The organism is Labrys wisconsinensis (genome assembly GCF_030814995.1).
In the GTDB taxonomy this organism is placed as follows: Bacteria; Pseudomonadota; Alphaproteobacteria; order Rhizobiales; family Labraceae; genus Labrys; species Labrys wisconsinensis.
Genome location: NZ_JAUSVX010000009.1, coordinates 176,544 through 194,694, shown reverse-complemented (window position 1 = coordinate 194,694; position 18,151 = coordinate 176,544). Strand labels below are relative to the sequence as shown.

The window sequence follows — 18,151 nt, the reverse complement described above, 5'->3', positions numbered from 1 at the left end:
CTTCGCGTCAGACGCCGATCGCTTCGCTGAGAATCTGTTCGTGCGACACGGCCTTGAAGGCGTGGGTCGCGACCTGCCTTCCCGCCCGGAAGACATGCAGCTCGTCCGAAAGCTCATAGACCTCCGGCAGGTAGGACGAGATCAGGATGATGCCCGCTCCCCCTTCCAGCAGCGCCGAGAAGAGCCTGTAGATCTCCGCCTTCGTGCCGACGTCGACGCCGACGGTCGGCTCGTCGAAGATGAAGAGCTTGGCCCCGTGATTGAGCCATTTGCCGATGACGATCTTCTGCTGGTTGCCACCCGACAGGCTGAAGGCCGGCGCGCTGCGGCTCTGCGTCTTGATCCTGAGATCGCCGATCTGCCGATCGGCATGCTCCTTCTCCAGCCTGCCGGAGATGGTCACGCCACGGGTCAGGCGGTCGTAGACGGGAAGATTGAGGTTGTGGCCGACGCCGAGGTTGAGGCACAGGCCCTGGTCGCGCCGGCTTTCCGGCGCCAGGGCCATGCCGAGACGGATGGCATCGCGCTCGCTGCGGATGGCAACGGGCCGCCCCTGCCAGATGACCTGCCCCCCCGTCGTCGGGTGGCGGCCGAAGATGCTGGTGACGCATTCGCTGCGGCCGGCGCCGATGAGACCGTACAGCCCGACGATCTGGCCTTCATGCACGGTGAGCGAGACGTCGCTGAAACCCTGGCCCGAGAGGCCGCGCGTCTCGAGGATCCGGCCCCCCGTCGCGATCTGCTCCTTGTGATAGATCTGCTCGATCGCGCGGTTGATCATCAGCGCGATCAGCTCGGCCTCGGTGGTGGCGCCGATGGCGCGCGTGCCGATCAGGCTGCCGTCGCGCAGCACCGACACCCGGTCGGCGAGCTCGAAGACCTCCTCCATGCGATGGCTGATATAGACGATGGTCACGCCTTGCGTCTTCAGCCGCCGGATGAGCGCGAAGAGCTGGGCCGCTTCCTGCCTCGTCAGATAGGCCGTGGGCTCGTCGAAGATCAGGAACCGGGTGCCGCGCGTTGCGGCGCGGGCGGCAGCGATCAGCTGCTGCTGGCCGATGGTCAGGTCCGACAGCAGCACGTTCGCGGGCAGGCTGAAGCCGAGCTCGTCGAGGATGGCCTGGGCCGCCCCCACCATGGCCCGCTCCTTGAGCAGGCCGAAGCGGACCTGCTCGTCGCCGAGAAACATGTTGGCGGCGACGGTCAGGTGCGGGCAGAGCACCACTTCCTGGTGAACGGCGTTGATGCCGAGATCGATGGCCTCATGGGGCGTAGTGAGCGCAACCGGCCTGCCTTGCCACAGCACCTCGCCGGACGAGCGCGTATGGACACCGGTCAGCAGCTTGATCAGCGTCGACTTGCCGGCGCCGTTCTCGCCGACGATCGCGTGGATTTCGCCGGCCTGGAAGGCGAGATCCACGGATTTCAGGGCGTGGGTTCCGGCGAAGCGCTTGTCGAGCCGCCTGAGCTCGAGGATCGGCGCCTCGCCAAAGGCCGCCCCGCTCGCGATTGCGTCTGATCCGCTCATGGCTCCAACGAGTCCTCGCGAGGAGAGCGACGGGTGCCGTGGCAAGGCGCCCGTCGGCCCGGTTGATCGCCCGGTGCTCACTTCACCTTCGGATTGAGCAGCTCCTGGGACCGCGGCTCGTTGATGTTGGCCTGGGTGATGAGGTTGGCGCCGGTGTCGACGAAGGCCTCGACCTTCTCGCCCTTGGAGGCGGCGAGAGCAGTCTTGACGCCATCATAGCCCATTCGGAACGGGTCCTGAACGACGAGCGCGGCGATGACGCCGTCCTTGAGGAACTTGACGAGCTTGTCGTCGCTGTCGAAGCCGACCAGCTTGACCTTGTCCTGGGCCTTGTTCTCGGCAACGGCCTGGCCGGCGCCCTGGGCCTGGATCAGGTTCGAAGCGAAGATGCCCCGCAGGTTCGGGAAGGCCGTCAACAGATCGGTCGTGATGTTGAGGCCCCCGTTCGCCGTGCCGTCCGAGACCTTGTTGGCGACGAGCTTCAGGCCGGGATACTTGGCCGCCAGCTCCTCCTTGAAGCCCTTGGCGCGCTCGTCGAGCGATCCCACTCCCGGCAGATGGGTGATGAGCGCGATCTCCCCCTCCGCCGTGCCGTACTTGGCCTTGATGGCCTCCGCCAGGCCATCGGCAGCGATGCGCCCGCCCTGCACGTTGTCGGTGGTGAGGAACGACGTGAAGGCCTTGGAGTCCGCGGCCGAGTCGATGCCGATGATCTTGACCGACGCGGCGGCCTCGTCGATCGGCTTGCCGAGGGCGGCGCGCTGGGTCGGCGCAATGACGATGGCGGCTGGCTTGTTGGCCACGGCGTTCTCGAGGATCGAGATCTGGCCGTTGATGTCGGCTTCGGACTGGGCGCCGAGTTCGGGCACCTCGACGCCGAGGTCCTTGCCGGCCTTGCGCGCGCCGGCGAGCACGATCTGCCAGTAGAACGAGGTGGTGTCCTTGACGATGATCGGAATCGACGTGGCGGCGGCCTCGGCGGGCCGGCCTGCGGCGAGACCGGCGACCACGAACGCGGCTGCAGCCATGAAGGCGAGGCGGCGGCGGGTGAGGCTCCGGGCTGTTGCTGTCATGGGTGAGATCCTTCCCTGGCGCGGTGTTAAACCGGAACGTTGGTTCGGCCGCACCTACCGCAACCGACGTTTTTTATCGTTATAAGACCATTTCTGGATTCCTAGATCAGTTGGGCAGGCTTGGCAATATGCCAAGATTTTCTCTTGTCCGTGTTCATCGCCGACGCCGGCACGCCGCCACGGCGGCGAGGATGGCGCGCGATAAGGATCGATGAGGATTGTTATCGGTAAACGACGGTCTCATATGGGCACTGGCACCCACAGCCGGCGATTCCCGGAACCGAGTTGCATTCGACGGCTTCCGTGGCCGAAGATCGCGTGCAAACGGTGAATCGAGGATGAGCAAGCCCAACACCCTCTTCAAGGAGGCCTACAATGCCAGCCTCGGCCTGCTGCAGGTCGGAGAGGGGCTGCCGTCGGAGGCCGAGATCGCGGGGCGGCTGGGGATCAGCCGCACGACGGTCCGGGTCATTCTCGACAAGCTGGTCGAAGCGGGGCTGATCGCCTGGGAAAGCCGTTCGAAGCAGGTTCTGCGCCCTCCGCGGCCGGAAGACTATTTCCCCGAGGCCGAGACCGCCCCCGTCTCGGCCGTGATCGAACGCGCCTTCTTGCGCTGGGTGCTCTCCGCCGACGCGCAGCCGGGCAGCCAGATCAACGAAGCCGATATCGCCCGCGAGATCGGCGTCAGCACCTCCGCCGTCCGCGAGTTCCTGATCCGCTTCAGCCGATTCGGCCTGATAGAGAAGCAGCGCAACCGCCACTGGGTCCTCAACGGCTTCACCGAGGCCTTCGCCCTGGAACTGTTCGAGGTGCGGGAGATGTTCGAGCTGCGCTCGGCGCGAGCCTTCGTGCATCTTCCGGCGGAGAGCCCGATCTGGCAGGAGCTCGAAGCGATCGAGGTCGCGCATCGGCAACTGCTGCTGCAAATCGACGAGCGCTATCGCGAGTTTTCAGAGTTGGACGATCGCTTCCATCGCCTGATTCATCACGCTTCGAGCAATAGATTTATCGTTGATTTCTATGATGTAATTTCAATTATATTTCACTATCACTACCAGTGGAGCAAGGTGGATGAGAAGGAGCGCAACGAGGTCGCAATACGCGAGCATTTGAACTATATGGTAGGACTCAGATCCGGCAATGAGCTGGATGCTGAGTTCTTCTGTCGAAAGCATTTGGCGTCTGCCCGGACGACGCTTCTTCAGGCCATGCGGAAGACGGAGCAGGCTTGAGGCGATGCATGGGCTTCGCTTCCGCGCCCGAGTGCACGCCTGCTGGTGGCGTCTGGCTCTGCTGGGACCTGTCCGGGCAGCCGCGCCTCAATTCTGCGCCGCCGCCAGATGCGGCCCGGTGTTGGTGTCCACCACCTCCGGCTTCGAGCTGTCGATGGCGCCGTCCCAGCCGCCGCCCAGCGCCTTGGCGAGGGCGACATAGTATTTGGTGATGGCGACCCGGCTCTGCAGCAGTGAATCCTGCGCCGAATAGAGAGAGCGGTCGGCGGTCAGCACGTCGAGGAAGCTCTCCGAGCCGGCCTGGTAGAGCACATGCGCCAGCCGGGCGGCGTCCTGGTAGCCCTTCACCGCCTGGCCGAGCTGGGCGGCGTTGCGCCGCTGGGTCGAGAGGTTGACCAGCGCGTTCTCCACGTCCTGCAGCGCGGTCAGCACGGCCGAGCGCAGGGCGATGAAATATTGGTCGCGCTGGGCCCGGGCGATGTCGACCTCGGCCGTGAGCTGGCCGCCCTGGAAGATCGGCACGCTCACCGACGGCCCGAACGACCAGCTGATCGAGGAATTCTTGGCGAGGTCGCCGATCTTGGTGCCGGAGGTCGACAGCGAGCCGGTGAGGCTGACCGAGGGATAGAGCGCGGCCTCGGCCTGGCCGACCTTGGCGGTGTACTGGGCGAGCTGGCGCTCGGCCTCGCGCACGTCGGGGCGGACCAGCAGGATGTCGGCGGGAATGCCGGTCGGCAGCGGGCGTCCGGGCGTGGGGATCGGCGCCGTCCGCTTCAGCCGCTCCGCCAGGGCGGTCGGCTCGCGCCCGAGCAGCACGCTGAGCTGGTGCACGTCCTGGGCGAAGGATTGCTCGTAGAGGGGAATGTTGGCGGCGGTCGAGGCGGCTTCCGCGTCGGCATTGGCCGCGTCGACGGCCGAGGCCGAGCCGGCCGTGAACTTGGTCCGGGTCAGCGCGGCGGTGTCGCGCTGGGAGGAGGCGGTGCGGCGGGCGAGGGCGATGCGGGCCTGGTAGCCGCGGGCATCGACATAGGCGGTGGCGACGTCGCCGACCAGGGTGACCAGCGTGGCGCGCAGGTCGGCCTCGGCGGCCTCGACGCCGTAGGTCGCCGCCTCCACCGCGCGGTGGTTGGCGCCGAACAGGTCGAGCTCCCAGCTGGCGTCGAGCCCGGCGCTGAAGGTGTTGTAGGTGATGTTGCCGGCGCCGGCCGAGCTGGTCGAGGTGCCGCCCGTGCGGTTGCGGGCGGCGTCGGCCGAGCCGCTGAGGGTGGGAAAGAGACCGCCGACCGCCTCGCGCCTCGTGGCGCGCGCCTCGCGGATCTTGGCCTTGGCGGTGGCGACGTCGAGATTGCCTGATATCGCCTCTTCGATCAATCCGTTCAAAACCGGATCGTTCAGGCGCCGCCACCATTGCGACAGCTGAGGCTGCTGGCGCTGCTGCGCGGCGGCGGCCCCGCTCCAGCGCCCCGGCACCGCGACGCGGGGGGTCTGGTAGTCCGGGCCGACCACGGCGCAGCCGCCGAGCAACGCGGCTGCAAGCAGCGCCGCGACCCGCAGCGGAGGGGAAGGGCGAGCCGGCCGCCGGCCACCCGCGGATGCTGCGCCGGTCATGCCCAGGCTCCCTTGTGCGTTTCGATCACAGGACTGCATCATGGGGTTCCGGCGGCTGGAGTCGTGTCGGCCCGGTCCGCGGGCGCGGCGCGCCGCGAGAACACGCGGCAGACCGCGACGAAGAGGAGCGGGATGAAGAAGATGCCGAGCACGGTCGCGGCGATCATGCCGCCCATCACGCCGATGCCGATCGAGTTCTGGCTGCCCGAGCCGGCGCCCGAGGCGATGGCGAGCGGCGTCACGCCGAGGATGAAGGCGAAGGAGGTCATCAGGATCGGGCGCAGGCGCTGGCGCGAGGCCTCCAGCGTCGCCTCGACCAGGCCCTTGCCGGCCTTCTGCTGCTCCATGGCGAATTCGACGATCAGGATGGCGTTCTTGGCGGCGAGGCCGATCGTGGTCAGCAGGCCGACCTTGAAATAGACGTCGTTGGACTGGCCGAACAGCGTCGCCGCCAGCACCGCGCCGAAGATGCCGATCGGCACGGACAGCATGACGGCGAAGGGGATGGACCAGCTCTCGTAGAGGGCGGCGAGGGCCAGGAACACCACCAGGGCCGAGAGCAGGTAGAGCTGCGTCGCCTGGCTGCCCGACAGCCGCTCCTGGGCGGAGAGGCCGGTCCATTCGTGCCGATAGCCGGGCGGCAGCTGCGCCACGAAGCCGTCGATGGCGTTCATCGCATCGCCCGAGCTGACGCCCGGCGCGGCAGCCCCCTGGATCTCCACTGCCGAGGCGCCGTTGTAGCGTTCCAGGCGCGGCGAGCCGTAGCTCCACTTGCCGGTGGCGAAGGCGGTGAAGGGCACCATGGCGTTGTCGGAGTTGCGGACATACCAGCGCCCGAGGTCCTCCGGCTGCATGCGGAAATCCGCGGCCGACTGGAGATAGACCTTCTTGACGCGGCCGCGGTCGATGAAGTCGTTGACATAGGTGCCGCCCCAGGCCGTCGACAGCGTGGTGGTGATGTCGGACAGGCTGAGGTCGAGGGCGCTCGCCTTCTCCTGGTCGATGTTGACGGAATATTGCGGCGTATCCTCCTGGCCGTTGGGCCGCGTGCCGACCAGGAGCGGGCTCTTCGCCGCCATGCCGAGCAGCAGGTTGCGCGTCTCCATCAGCTTGTCGTGCCCTGCGCCGTTCAGGTCCTGCAGGTAGAAGTCGAAGCCGCTGGTGTTGCCGAAGCCGGTGACGGCCGGCGGCGTCAGGGCGAACACCATGCCGTCGCGGATCTGCGAGAAGGCCTTCATCGCCCGGCCGACGATGGCCTGCGCCTTGCCGTTCGGGTCGGTGCGGACGCTGAAGTCCTTCAGGGGCACGAAGGCGATGCCGACATTCTGGCCCGCGCCGCCGAAGCCGAAGCCGACCACGGTGAAGATGCCCTCGACATAGTCCTTCTCGTCCTTGAGGAAGTGGTCGCGGACAGTGGCGAGCACCTTCTCCGTCCGATCCTGCGTCGCGCCCGGCGGCAGCGTCACGCTGGTGATGACGATGCCGCGGTCCTCGTCCGGCAGGAAGGAGCTCGGCAGGCGCTCGAGCAGCCAGAGCATGCCGCCGCCGATGAGGAGGAACACGGCGAGGAAGCGCCAGGAACGGCTGATCACCCCGGCGACGCCGTTGCGGTAGGCCTGGGTGCCGCGGTCGAAGGTGCGGTTGAACCAGCCGAAGAAGCCGCGCTGGGTGGCATGGTCCTTCGGCGGCCTGAGGATGGTGGCGCAGAGCGCCGGGGTGAAGATCAGCGCCACCAGCACCGAGAGCGCCATGGCCGAGACGATGGTCACCGAGAACTGGCGGTAGATGACGCCGACCGCGCCGGAATAGAAGGCCATCGGCACGAACACGGCGGAGAGCACCGTGGCGACGCCGACCAGGGCGCCGGTGATCTCCTCCATCGAGCGCAGCGTCGCCTCGCGCGGGCCGAGGCCCTCCTCCTGCATGACGCGCTCGACGTTCTCGACCACGACGATGGCGTCGTCGACCAGGAGGCCGATGGCGAGCACCATGGCGAACATCGTCAGCGTGTTGATGGAATAGCCGAGCACGGCGAGGACGCCGAAGGTGCCGAGCAGCACGATCGGCACGGCGAGGGTGGGGATGATCGTCGCCCGGATGTTCTGCAGGAACAAGAACATCACCAGGAAGACCAGGACGATGGCCTCCACCAGCGTCTTCACCACGTCCTCGATCGACAGGAGCACGAACGGGGTCGTGTCGTAGGGATAGTAGACCTTCATCCCCTCCGGAAAGGTCGAGGCCAGGCTGTCGATGGTGGCCTTGACCGCCTTGGAGGTGTTGATGGCATTGGCGCCGGTGGCCAGGTTGATGCCCATGCCGGCCGAGGGCAGGCCGCTATACTTGGAGCTGGTGGTGTAGCTGTCGGACCCGAGCTCCACGGTGGCGACGTCGTTGAGCCGGACGATCGAGCCCGAGCTGGCGCTCTTGAGGATGATGTTCTCGAACTGCTGCGGGGTCTGCAGGCGGCTCTGGGCCGTCACGGTGACGTTGAGCTGCTGGCCCTTGCGCTGCGGGATGTCGCCGAGCTGGCCGGCGGCGACCTGGACGTTCTGGGCCTGGATGGCCGTGGCGACGTCGCCCGGCATCAGCGCATATTTGGCGAGCTTGTCCGGGTCGAGCCAGATGCGCATGGCATAGCCGCCGCCGAACAGCTGGGTGGTGCCGACGCCCTCGACGCGCGAGATGGTGTCGTTGACGCTGCTCTTGACGTAGTCGGCGACGTCGGTCGCCGTCATCTTGCCGTCGGTGGAGACGAAGGCCACCACCATCAGGAAGCCGGTGGAGGCCTTCGAGACGGTGATGCCGGTGCTCTGCACGGTCGAGGGCAGCTGCGCCTGGACGAGCTGCAGCTTGTTCTGCACCTGCATCTGCGCCACGTCGGGATCGGCGGCGCTGGTGAAGGTGACCGTGATCGAGGCGCTGCCCGAGGAGGTCGAGGTCGAGGTGATGTAGTCGAGATTGTCGATGCCGGTCAGGCCCTGCTCGATGACCTTGGTCACCGAGTTCTCCACCGTCTGGGCGTCGGCGCCGGAATAGGTGGCGCTGATCGACACCGAGGGCGGCGCGATCTGCGGATATTGCTCGATCGCCAGGCTGGTGATGGCGAGCAGGCCGGCCAGCATCACCGAGATGACGATGACCCAGGCGAAGATCGGCCGGTTGATGAAGAAACGCGACATGCCCGCGGCTCCTACTCGACCCGGGCCGGCGCCGGAGCGCCCGCCGGCTTGTCGAGGGCCGAGCTCTGGGAGAGCTGGCGGATGTCGCCGGTGGCATCGTCCACCGTCACCTCGGTCGCCGCCACCTCCTGGCCGCTGCGCACCAGCTGGATGCCCTCGACAATGATCCTGTCGCCGTCGGAGACCCCGGCGTCGACCAGCCAGTTGTTGCCGACGCTGCGCTGCACCGAGAGCACGCGCTGGACGACCTTGCCGTCGCTGCCGACGAAGCCGGCGGTGGCCTCGCCCTTGACGTTGTGGCTGACCGCCCGCTGCGGCACCAGGAAGCTGTTCTGCGCCAGGCCGACCTCGAGGATGGCGCGGGCATACATGCCGGGCAGGAGCAGCCGGTCGGGATTGGCGAACTCGGCCCGCACGGTGAAGGTGCCGGTGGTCTGGTTGACGTTGGCCTCCATGAAGCGCAGCGTTCCGGGGTGCGGGTAGATCGTGCCGTTCTCCAGCTTCAGCTTGACGGAGACGTCGGACCCCGTGGTCTTGATCCGGCCCGACTTCACCGCCGCCAGGAAGTTGAGGAGGTTGGTGCTCGATTCCGTGACGTCGACATTGATCGGGTCGAGCTGGCGGATGGTGGTGAGCGCCGTCGACTGGCCCGAGCTCACCAGCGCGCCCTCGGTGATGGTCGAGGCGTCGACCCGCCCGCCGATCGGCGCCTTCATGGTGGTGTAGTCGAGGTTGATGCGGGCCGTCTCCAGCGCCGCCTGGGCGGCGGCGACGTCGGCCTTGGCCTGCGCCAGCGTGGAGCGCGCGTCGTCGAGGTCCTGGCTGCTGACGGCGTTCTGCTTGATCAGGGTCTGGTAGCGGTCGACCTTGGCCTGGGCGCTGGGGACGGCGGCCTGGTCCTTCTGCAGCGTCGCCACGGCGCTGTCATAGCTCGCCTGGTAGCTGGCGGGATCGATCTGGTACAGCCCGTCGCCGGCCTTGACCTCGGTGCCTTCCTTGAACAGGCGCGCCTTGATGATGCCGGTCACCTGCGGCACGACGTCGGCGGTGAGCGAGGCGCCGACGCGCCCCGGCAGCTCGGCCGTGATGGCGACGGCCCGCGGATGCAGCGTGACGACGCTGACCTGGGGACGGACGGCGCCGGCAGGCGGGGTGGCGGCCTGCTGCTCCCGGTTGCAGCCGGCGGCGAGGATGCAGGCCGCGACGATGCCGACCCGGGCGAGCGCCCGCACGGGGCCGCCGCCCGCAGCTTCGGAGGAATGCCGGAAAAGGGAGGATGCAGCTGACACCAGGATCGGATCCAATCTGTTGCGCCGGAAAGTATCGCTATTGAGTTGCCGCGGGGCCGTCAATCCGGCCGGGGAGTTGCCGCGCATTCAGATGGTCCGGCCAAGAGCATTGCGCGGACATCGGGCGTAGAAACCGCCGCGTTTTCGTCGACGTGGCGAGACGCGGGGCCGGCATATCCTTGTGCTGATGCCGGAAATCCCCATGACGTCGCCGATCGAACCCGGCAGGTCGCCGCGATGATGAAGGAACGACATCGGGCTATTCCCGGGCCAGGGCCGCGACCGGATCGAGCCGCGAGGCGTTGCGCGCCGGCATGTAGCCGAAGACGACGCCGATCAGGGTCGAGGACAGGAAGGCGACGATGATGGAGGTGAGGGAATAGTGCAGGCTGAAGGCCGTGCTGGCGGCGTTGAACAGGGCGCCGAACCCGAGCGCCAGGCCGATGCCGGTGAGGCCGCCGATCAGGCAGACCAGCACCGCCTCGATCAGGAATTGCTGCAGGATGTCGCTGCGGCGGGCGCCGACCGCCATGCGCACGCCGATCTCGGCGATGCGCTCGGACACCGACACCAGCATGATGTTGGTGACGCCGACGCCGCCGACGACCAGCGAGATCGCGGCGATCGCCGCGACCAGCAGGGTCAGCGCCTGCGTGGTCGAGGTGATGGTGCGGCGGATGTCGTCGGTGTTGAGGATGAAGAAGTCCCGGGCCTTGTGCCGCCGGACGAGCAGCGCGGTGACCGCCTGCTCGGCGAGGTCGGTGGAGGCGTCGTCGTCGACCCGCACGCTGATGCTGCGCAGCGACGTGGAGCCGAGGAAGCGGGCCTGCACCGTGGTGTAGGGGAGATAGACGGACGGGTTGGCGCTGGAGCCGAACCCGCCCTGCTGCGGGCGCGTCACCCCGACGATGCGGCAGGGCACGGCGCCGACCAGGATGATCCGGCCGACCGGGCTGGTCGCCGTTTCGCCGAACAGGGCTTTGCGGGTGTTGGCGTCGATCACCACGTCCTGGGCGATGCGGCGCACGCCGTCGGCGTCGAAGAAGGCGCCTTCGGCGAGCTCGGTTCCCTTGACGGCGAAATAGGCTTCGCCGACGCCGTTCACCTGCGCCGTGACCTCGATCGAGCCTGAGCGCAAGGTCTTGCTGGTGGAGACGGTCGGCGTGACGGCGGCGACATAGGGCTGGCCGGCGAGGGCCTGCGCGTCGGCGACCACCAGGGTGGTGACCTTGCCGGAGCGGACGTCGCCGAAATCCTTGCCCGGAAACACTTCCAGCGTGTTGGTGCCGAGATTGTTGATATTCGCGAGGACCTTCTGCTGCGAGCCGGCGCCGAGCGCCACGACGCAGACCACCGAGGCGACGCCGATGACGATGCCGAGCATGGTCAGGACGGTGCGCAGGCGATGGGCGTTCATCGACAGCAGCGCCATGCGGAAGGCCTCGCGGAAGTGGTCGAGCCGGGCCCGCCAGGGGGTGGCGGGCACGATCGCCGCCCGATCCGGCCCGGCCGGCGCCGGCGCCGGCGCGGCCTCGGCCGGCGTCTCCCGCCGGTTCGGCCGGTCAGAGACCACGACACCGTCGCGCAGCTCGATGATCCGTTCGGCCCGGCGGGCCACCGCCATGTCGTGGGTGACGATGATGACGGTCTGGCCGCCGGCATGGAGCTCGTCGAGGATGCGCAGCACCTCCCGGCCGCTGGCGCTGTCGAGCGCGCCGGTCGGCTCGTCGGCGAAGATCACCTCGGCGCCGTTCATCAGCGCCCGGGCGATGGAGACGCGCTGCTGCTGGCCGCCGGAGAGCTGGCCCGGCCGGTGGCTGGCGCGCCCCGCCATGCCGAGGCGCGCCAGCAGCGCCGCCGCGCGGGCTTGCCGGGCCTGCAGGGTGAGGCCGGCATAGACGGCCGGCATCTCGACGTTGCCGGCCGCGGTCAACTCCGCCATCAGGTGGTAGCGCTGGAAGATGAAGCCGAAATGCTCGCGCCTGAGCGCGGCGAGCTCGTCGGCCTCGAGCGCCGCCGTCTCGCGGCCGAGCACGCGGTAGCTGCCGCCGGTCGGCCGGTCGAGGCAACCGAGGATGTTGAGCAGGGTCGACTTGCCGGAGCCGGAGGCGCCGACGATCGCGACCATCTCGCCGGCCGCGATGGTCAGCGTGACGTCGCGCAGCGCCACCACCGGCTCGGCACCCGTGGCATAGTCGCGGCAGACATTATCGAGCACGACGAGGGGCGGCGCCATCGTCACATTCCGCCGGGCGGCGGACCCATCATGGTCCTGGAGGCAGTGGCGGCCTCGCCGATCACCACGCGCTCGCCCGCCTTCAGGCCGTCGCGGATCTCGGCGGCGATCTTGTTGTCGAGCCCGACCTCGACCGGGCGGCGCGCCACCGTGCCGTCGGCCTCGACGACCCGCACGGAGAAGGAGCCGTCCGCCTCCGGCCCGGCGAGGGCGGCGGCCGGCACGGTGAGGACGTTCCGGGCCTCGCCGAGGACGATGTGCACCTCGGCCGTCATGTAGGTCCTGAGGCGGCCGTCGGGGTTCGGCACGTCGAAGACGCCGTTGTAATAGATCGCCTCCGAGGACGTGGACGAGGAGGAGGACGTCGAGCTGGTCGTGGTGCTGTCGGTGGAGAAGCTGCTGTCGGTCTTGACCGATTCCGGCGCCGGCTCGATCGAGCGCAGGCGGGCGTGGAAGCGACGGTCCGGCTCGCCGAGGATGGTGAAGTAGACCTCCTGGCCGGGCTCGACCCGGACCACGTCGGCCTCGGAGATCTCGGCCCGGATCGTCATGGTGTCGAGATCGCCGAGCACGACGATGGTCGGGGTCGACTGGGTGGCGTTGACGGTCTGCCCCTCCTGGGCGCCGATGGCGAGCACGGTGCCGTCGATCGGGGCGGTGATGCGGGTGTAGTCGAGATTGACCCGGGCGGTGGAGACCGAGACCTCGGCCTCGACGATCGAGGCGTCGAGCTGGGCGATCTGCGCCCGCGTCGCCTTCACGTCCGCCTCGGCGGATTCATAGTCGGCGCGCGAGGAGGCGTTCTGGCCATAGGTCAGCTTCTGGCGCGCCAGGGCCGCCTCGTTCTTGGCGAGCGTCGCTTCCTTCTCCTCACGCTGGGCGCGGGCGCTGTCGAGGGCGGCCTGGGCCGAGCGCAGGTCGTTCTGCTTGGTCAGGGCGTCGATCTCGGCGATGAGGTCGCCGGCCCGGACCTTCTGGCCGACGGCGACCTTGAGCGCGGTGATCCGGCCGGAGACCTGGGCGCCGACCGCGACCAGCCTGACCGGCTTCAGCGTGCCGCTGGCCAGCACGCTCTGCTCGATGCTGCCGACCACCGCGGGTGCGGTCATCAGGCCGGCGGCCGGCGCGGGCAGGAGCTGCGCCCTGCCGAGCCAGCCGAGCCCGAGGGCGGCGCCGAGGGACAGGGCGATCGCGATCGCCCGCCGGCCGCGGCGCGGACGCGCCTTGGATATTGGCGGCCTGTTTCGGGACGTGTCGGCGACCGGCGGGATCGGCGCCTCGCCGAACGCGTGCCCACCGGGCGGGACGCTCCTGTGCGGGGCCAGGACGGCGGACGCCGCCCGTTCCGGGCTGTGCATGCTAGTGTTCCAGGACGCGGCGGGCGAGAGGCCCGGCGATCGATGCGTCGCGGCCCGGTCGAAATGCCCGGTCCGGCGGCTCGTCGATCCCGGTCTCGGCCACGAAACGCATCACTCGTCCTGCTCCAGCCCTGCGGTCGCCGGAGGCCGGCCTCGAGCGAATGGGCGCAGTCTAGCGGGGAGGGCGGGGGGCGCGGATTAAGTCATGTTAAGAGATGTTTCGACGCGGGTCGCGTTGGATCCGGATCGCAGATGTGCGAGCGTCCGCCGGTGTCGGGCGTCCGCCCGGCGCCTTCTGCGTGGTCCCACCCGCTCCCGGTCGACACGCCTGCCGGACGAAGGACGTTGACACGCGAGGCCGTTCATCATAACAGATTTGTGGGAAATTTTCCCACACTTTATGGGTGATGGCTTGCTGCGACGCCCGGGTCGGGCTCGCAGCCGCGATCATCCCTGCGTTGCGCCCAGCTGGAGCCCGCTCCTGCCTCGCCCGAAGGCGCGGCAGTCCGGCATCTCCCGGGGGCGGCCTCTCGGGGGGGGCATTTGAATCAGACTCACATTCTTGTCGTCGAGGACGACGTGGACATCAGCGAGCCGCTGGCCGGCTTCCTCAAGGAGCGCGGATTTGCCGCCACGGTGGCAGGAAGCGCCGAGACGGCGGACGGCATCCTGGCATGCGGGGATATCGACCTCGTGCTGCTCGACGTGATGCTGCCCGGCGAGAGCGGGCTCGACCTGTGCCGGCGGCTGCGCGCGTCGGATGCACCGGGGATCATCATGATGTCGGCTCTTTCGGAGCCGGCGGACAAGGCCATCGCGCTGGAGCTCGGTGCCGATGACTATGTCGGCAAGCCCTTCGATCTGCGCGAGCTTCTCGCCCGCATCCGGGCGGTCCTGCGCCGCGGCCTCGTCAGGGACGACGAGCCTCGCCCGATCGGCGCAGAGGCGGATGCGGCACTGCATTTCTCGGGATTCGCGTTCTATCCGCATCGTCGCTACCTGCGCTCGCCCGCGGGCGTACGCATCCCCCTGACGGGTGCCGAAGCCGATCTGCTGCTCGCCCTCTGCCAGAATGCGCGCAAGGTGCTCTCGCGGGAGGAACTGATCGGCTTCACGCGCGGCGAAGGCTTCGCAGTCGCCGCCCGCTCCGTCGATATCCTGATCAGCCGCCTGCGGCGCAAGCTGGCGGGCGCCGATCCGCTGGACAACGTCATCCGCACCGTGCGGGCGGGCGGATATATGTTCCAGGCCAGAGTGGCGCTCGAGCGATGAGCCGCTTCTTCGCAACCATGCTCGGCCAGATCCTCGCGATCATCGCCGGCTCGTTCGCACTGGCCCTGCTGCTGTTCCACCTCGTGCTGTCGACGCAACATCCCAAGGCGCCGCCGCCCCTGTGGCCGTGGTCCAGCGCCTATCGCATCTCCACCATCATCGAGAGCTTTCGGCTCGCGCCGGAGCGCGTGCGAAGCGCCCTGGTGGCCGCGGCGGACCGGCCGGATCTGTCGATCCGGTTGCTGCAGGACCCGCCCGTCTGCGACGGCCTCAGTGCCGATGCGCGCGACATGCGGGAGGCGCTGGCCACCGAATTCTCCGATCGCTCGCTCGACCTGCGGGTCCATTCGTGTGAGACGGCGGCTTCGGGGCCCGGCGAAACGATCCAGGTCTTGGCCAGGCTCGGGGATCAGACCCTGGAATTCGAGGCCGGCAGGCCCGGGCTGGCTCTCCTCAAGAGGCTGCCGCTGCCGATTCTCGACGCTCTCCTGTTCCTGTGCGTCGCTGCCGCGACCATGTCCGCCTGGGCGAGCTGGCGCGTGATCGGCCCGTTGCGTCGCCTGTCGCAGAAGGCGGACGCCCTGGGCGGCGATGCGCCCATGGCGCCGATCCGGGAAGAAGGCCCTCTGGAGATCCGGCAGGCGGCGCGGGCCTTCAATCGGATGCAGGACCATGCCGTCCGCTCGATCCAGGACCGCTCGCGGGTGCTGGCCGCCATATGCCACGACCTGCGCACGCCGCTGACGCGGATGCGCCTGCTCATCGAAACGCGCGGCGCGAACGAGATCCAGGGCAGTCTGCTGAAGAATATCAGCCTGATGCAGTCGATGGTCACCTCCACGCTCGCCTTCTTCAGCGACGCGCACAGCGCGGAAGACGAGGAGTGGCTCGATCTCGGGGCGCTCCTGTCGACGCTCTGCGACGAATTCGAGGACGCGGGTGCCGCCATCCGCTATGTCGGCCCCAGGCATATCCTGTTCCGCTGCCGGCCGAATGCCATGATGCGGGCCTTTACCAATCTCGTCGAGAACGGCTGTCATTTCGGCAATGCGGTCACGATCCGCACATCCGTCCGCAGCCACGGCATTGTCATCGACGTGACGGACGACGGCCCCGGCATTCCGGAACAACGTCTGCGGGACGTGATCGAGCCGTTCGTCCACGTCGATCCCTCCCGGTCCCATCGTCCCGGAAGTGTCGGGCTCGGCCTGTCCATCGTGAACGAGATCGTGCAGGCACACCGTGGAACATTGACCTTGATGAACGGGGAGACGAAGGGGCTCGTGGCACGGGTGGATCTTCCGGCATCCCTCCAGGATCTGCCGCGGCGCGAATAGTCTTCCTGTCCCGTTGCGCAAAGCCGAATTCCGGCTTTGGTCCGAGCCTCTGCACGCGTCCGGCCGTCCATCGGCGATGAGTCTCGGCCGCATCCGGATAGGGCCGCCGGCGCGGGGCCGGGTTAACGCCGGGTGCCGGCGCACCTGCGGCGGCGCTGCTTCCGAGGTTCGCCGTACCGTCACGTCCCTGCATTTCGGCAGGGCCTGATGTGCAACGCCCCGCGCCGAAGTCTAGATCGGCGCGGGGCGAAAGCCAGTTGCAATGGGTCTCGCGAACTTCTTGCGGTGGCATGTTCAACGTCTTGGAGGATATTGAACGATCAAAGTTTTGTCGTGTGAATAAGGCGGAATGGTGGCGATGAATGCGGAAGCAAGGGATTGTTTCTGTGTTTAAACAAGATGTCACAATCTGTAGAATTCAAATCTCGATGAATGACCCCTTACAGTTCAAAAAATGGAAGCTATTCGAGTGTATAAATTCTTATACATTGTGAAATTTATTATATAAATGTGACCGTTTAGCCACATTTGCTGGCAAACAATGCCCAGATCTCGCCATTCTGATTGGGCGATATTGTGAATCCTGTGAAATATTGGTCAGTGTCTCCTGTGGTCGAACTCGGCGACACTTCGATGAGCTTACGTCCATGGGCGCTTCCGCGGCCCTTGAGCTTCGATCGGAGGGCCCTCGAGTGCCATCCAATCCGACAGAGACTTCCTCAGGAGATACATATGACGCTCAAGTCGTTCCTTCTCGGTGCTGCCGCGGGCATCGTCACGACAGGCGCTGCCGAAGCTGCCGATCTGCCGATGACGAAGGCGGAGCCGGTCGAATATGTGAAAGTCTGCAGCGAGTTCGGCGAGGGCTATTTCTACATCCCGGGCACCGACACCTGCCTTCGCCTGCAGGGTGAAATCCGCGCCAAGTACATCTTCACCCAGCCGAAGAACACCGTCTCGGAGACGGGCCGCAATACCAATGCGACGGACTTCAGCACCGAGGCCCGCGTGATGTGGGATGCGCGCACCCAGACCGAGTGGGGTCTGCTGCGCTCTTACCTGCAGCTCGACATCTACGCCAACAACACCGCCGCCAATGGCGGGCGTGACAGCTTCGTCGTCGACAAGGCGTTCATCCAGCTCGGCGGCTTCACCGCCGGCTATGCCCACACCTTCTTCGGCATCTACGACAACGACTATGGCGATACGATCTTCGCCCCGTATTACACGTCGCAGACCACCGTGAACCTGCTGGCCTACACCGCCACCTTCGGCGGCGGCTTCTCGGCGACCCTGGCGGTCGAAGACAATATCGAGCATCGCTCGTCGCTGTGGGATCAGACCGGCGAGACCGGCGGTACCGCGGGCACCACCGGCACCTATGGCGGGTCCCGCTTCCCCGACATCGTCGGCCAGCTGCGTATCGATCAGGGCTGGGGCGAGGCGGCGGTGTTCGCTGCGGCCCATCAGATCAACTATCCCACCGGCGTCAGCAGCAGCGACACGTGGGGCTGGGCGGCGGGTGCCGGCGTCGGCGTGAAGCTGCCGTTCCTGGCCGGCGCGCACCTGGCCTTGGAAGGCGTCTATGCCGACGGCGCCAACAACTATCTCGGCCTCTCCGATCCGGAAGCTGCCTACGACACCGGCACCGGTCTGGAGAACAAGGGCAAGGGATGGTCGATCACCGGTGAGCTGGGCGTGGACGTCACGCCCGCCCTGAACGTCACCGCGTTCGGCAGCTATGTCGACTACACCGCCGGCAATGCCGACGACATCGTCCTGCTGCCGACCGATTCGGACTTCACGGCCTATATCGCCGGCATCAACGCCACCTACACCATCGTCAAGGGGCTCACCGTCAGTGGCGAAATCTATTATTCGAAGAAGGACTACAAGGACTTCGGCTCGTCGGTGACGGTCGATGGAACCACGTACCAGGGCGACACCGACGGCTGGAATGGCGGCATCCGCATCCGCCGCGTGTTCTGAGCGTCGTCCATCACGACTTGCGGAAAGGCCCGGCTCTCGCCGGGCCT

Annotated in this window: 11 protein-coding genes; 4 read left to right on the top strand and 7 right to left on the bottom strand. The window is 67.5% G+C overall.

The window, feature by feature from the left end; genetic code table 11:
- Nucleotides 1-7: 7 nt before the first annotated feature.
- Together QO011_RS22970 and QO011_RS22965 are read right to left on the bottom strand one after the other, a co-directional pair.
- Nucleotides 8-1,528, bottom strand: a complete 1,521-nt coding sequence (locus QO011_RS22970; protein WP_307277005.1) for a sugar ABC transporter ATP-binding protein — start codon at nt 1,526-1,528, stop codon at nt 8-10.
- A gap of 77 nt (nt 1,529-1,605) precedes the next feature.
- Nucleotides 1,606-2,601: an ABC transporter substrate-binding protein gene (locus QO011_RS22965; protein WP_307277003.1), complete on the bottom strand. Its 996-nt coding sequence runs from the start codon at nt 2,599-2,601 to the stop codon at nt 1,606-1,608.
- A 338-nt stretch (nt 2,602-2,939) separates the two neighbouring features.
- Between QO011_RS22965 and QO011_RS22960 the strand changes: the two genes are divergently transcribed.
- Entirely contained in the window at nt 2,940-3,833 is an 894-nt protein-coding gene (locus QO011_RS22960) for a GntR family transcriptional regulator (RefSeq protein ID WP_307276998.1), read from the top strand.
- Nucleotides 3,834-3,920: 87 nt separating this feature from the next.
- Here QO011_RS22960 and QO011_RS22955 read toward each other — a convergent pair whose 3' ends face one another.
- The 5 genes from QO011_RS22955 to QO011_RS22935 form a co-directional block, all read right to left on the bottom strand.
- Complete coding sequence (locus tag QO011_RS22955) at nt 3,921-5,441, bottom strand: efflux transporter outer membrane subunit (RefSeq protein WP_307276996.1); 1,521 nt, start codon at nt 5,439-5,441, stop codon at nt 3,921-3,923.
- A gap of 38 nt (nt 5,442-5,479) precedes the next feature.
- Nucleotides 5,480-8,623, bottom strand: coding sequence for an efflux RND transporter permease subunit (locus tag QO011_RS22950; protein ID WP_307276992.1), 3,144 nt, complete (start codon nt 8,621-8,623; stop codon nt 5,480-5,482).
- Between the two features lie 11 nt (nt 8,624-8,634).
- Nucleotides 8,635-9,912, bottom strand: a complete 1,278-nt coding sequence (locus QO011_RS22945) for an efflux RND transporter periplasmic adaptor subunit (protein ID WP_370882000.1) — start codon at nt 9,910-9,912, stop codon at nt 8,635-8,637.
- Nucleotides 9,913-10,171: 259 nt separating this feature from the next.
- Nucleotides 10,172-12,148 carry a MacB family efflux pump subunit gene (locus QO011_RS22940; RefSeq protein WP_307276989.1) on the bottom strand — a complete coding sequence of 659 codons (1,977 nt, stop codon included), beginning with the start codon at nt 12,146-12,148 and terminating at the stop codon, nt 10,172-10,174.
- Nucleotides 12,149-12,150: 2 nt separating this feature from the next.
- On the bottom strand, nt 12,151-13,506 hold the full coding sequence (locus tag QO011_RS22935; protein ID WP_307276986.1) for an efflux RND transporter periplasmic adaptor subunit: 1,356 nt from the start codon (nt 13,504-13,506) through the stop codon (nt 12,151-12,153).
- Between the two features lie 543 nt (nt 13,507-14,049).
- Between QO011_RS22935 and QO011_RS22930 the strand changes: the two genes are divergently transcribed.
- The 3 genes from QO011_RS22930 to QO011_RS22920 all read left to right on the top strand — a co-directional run bounded on the left by QO011_RS22930 (nt 14,050) and on the right by QO011_RS22920 (nt 18,104).
- Nucleotides 14,050-14,778, top strand: coding sequence for a response regulator transcription factor (locus tag QO011_RS22930; protein WP_307276983.1), 729 nt, complete (start codon nt 14,050-14,052; stop codon nt 14,776-14,778).
- Nucleotides 14,775-16,115, top strand: coding sequence for a sensor histidine kinase (locus tag QO011_RS22925; RefSeq protein WP_307276980.1), 1,341 nt, complete (start codon nt 14,775-14,777; stop codon nt 16,113-16,115). Before QO011_RS22930 ends, QO011_RS22925 begins: the two co-directional genes overlap by 4 nt.
- 732 nt (nt 16,116-16,847) lie before the next feature.
- Complete coding sequence (locus QO011_RS22920; RefSeq protein ID WP_307276977.1) at nt 16,848-18,104, top strand: porin; 1,257 nt, start codon at nt 16,848-16,850, stop codon at nt 18,102-18,104.
- The last annotated feature ends 47 nt before the right edge of the window (nt 18,105-18,151 follow it).

Coding starts and splice junctions, on each gene's coding strand:
- QO011_RS22970 (WP_307277005.1), bottom strand. CDS start 1,528: ATGAGCGGATCAGACGCAATCGCGAGCGGGGCGGCCTTTGGCGAGGCG.
- QO011_RS22965 (WP_307277003.1), bottom strand. CDS start 2,601: ATGACAGCAACAGCCCGGAGCCTCACCCGCCGCCGCCTCGCCTTCATG.
- QO011_RS22960 (WP_307276998.1), top strand. CDS start 2,940: ATGAGCAAGCCCAACACCCTCTTCAAGGAGGCCTACAATGCCAGCCTC.
- QO011_RS22955 (WP_307276996.1), bottom strand. CDS start 5,441: ATGACCGGCGCAGCATCCGCGGGTGGCCGGCGGCCGGCTCGCCCTTCC.
- QO011_RS22950 (WP_307276992.1), bottom strand. CDS start 8,623: ATGTCGCGTTTCTTCATCAACCGGCCGATCTTCGCCTGGGTCATCGTC.
- QO011_RS22940 (WP_307276989.1), bottom strand. CDS start 12,148: ATGGCGCCGCCCCTCGTCGTGCTCGATAATGTCTGCCGCGACTATGCC.
- QO011_RS22935 (WP_307276986.1), bottom strand. CDS start 13,506: ATGCACAGCCCGGAACGGGCGGCGTCCGCCGTCCTGGCCCCGCACAGG.
- QO011_RS22925 (WP_307276980.1), top strand. CDS start 14,775: ATGAGCCGCTTCTTCGCAACCATGCTCGGCCAGATCCTCGCGATCATC.
- QO011_RS22920 (WP_307276977.1), top strand. CDS start 16,848: ATGACGCTCAAGTCGTTCCTTCTCGGTGCTGCCGCGGGCATCGTCACG.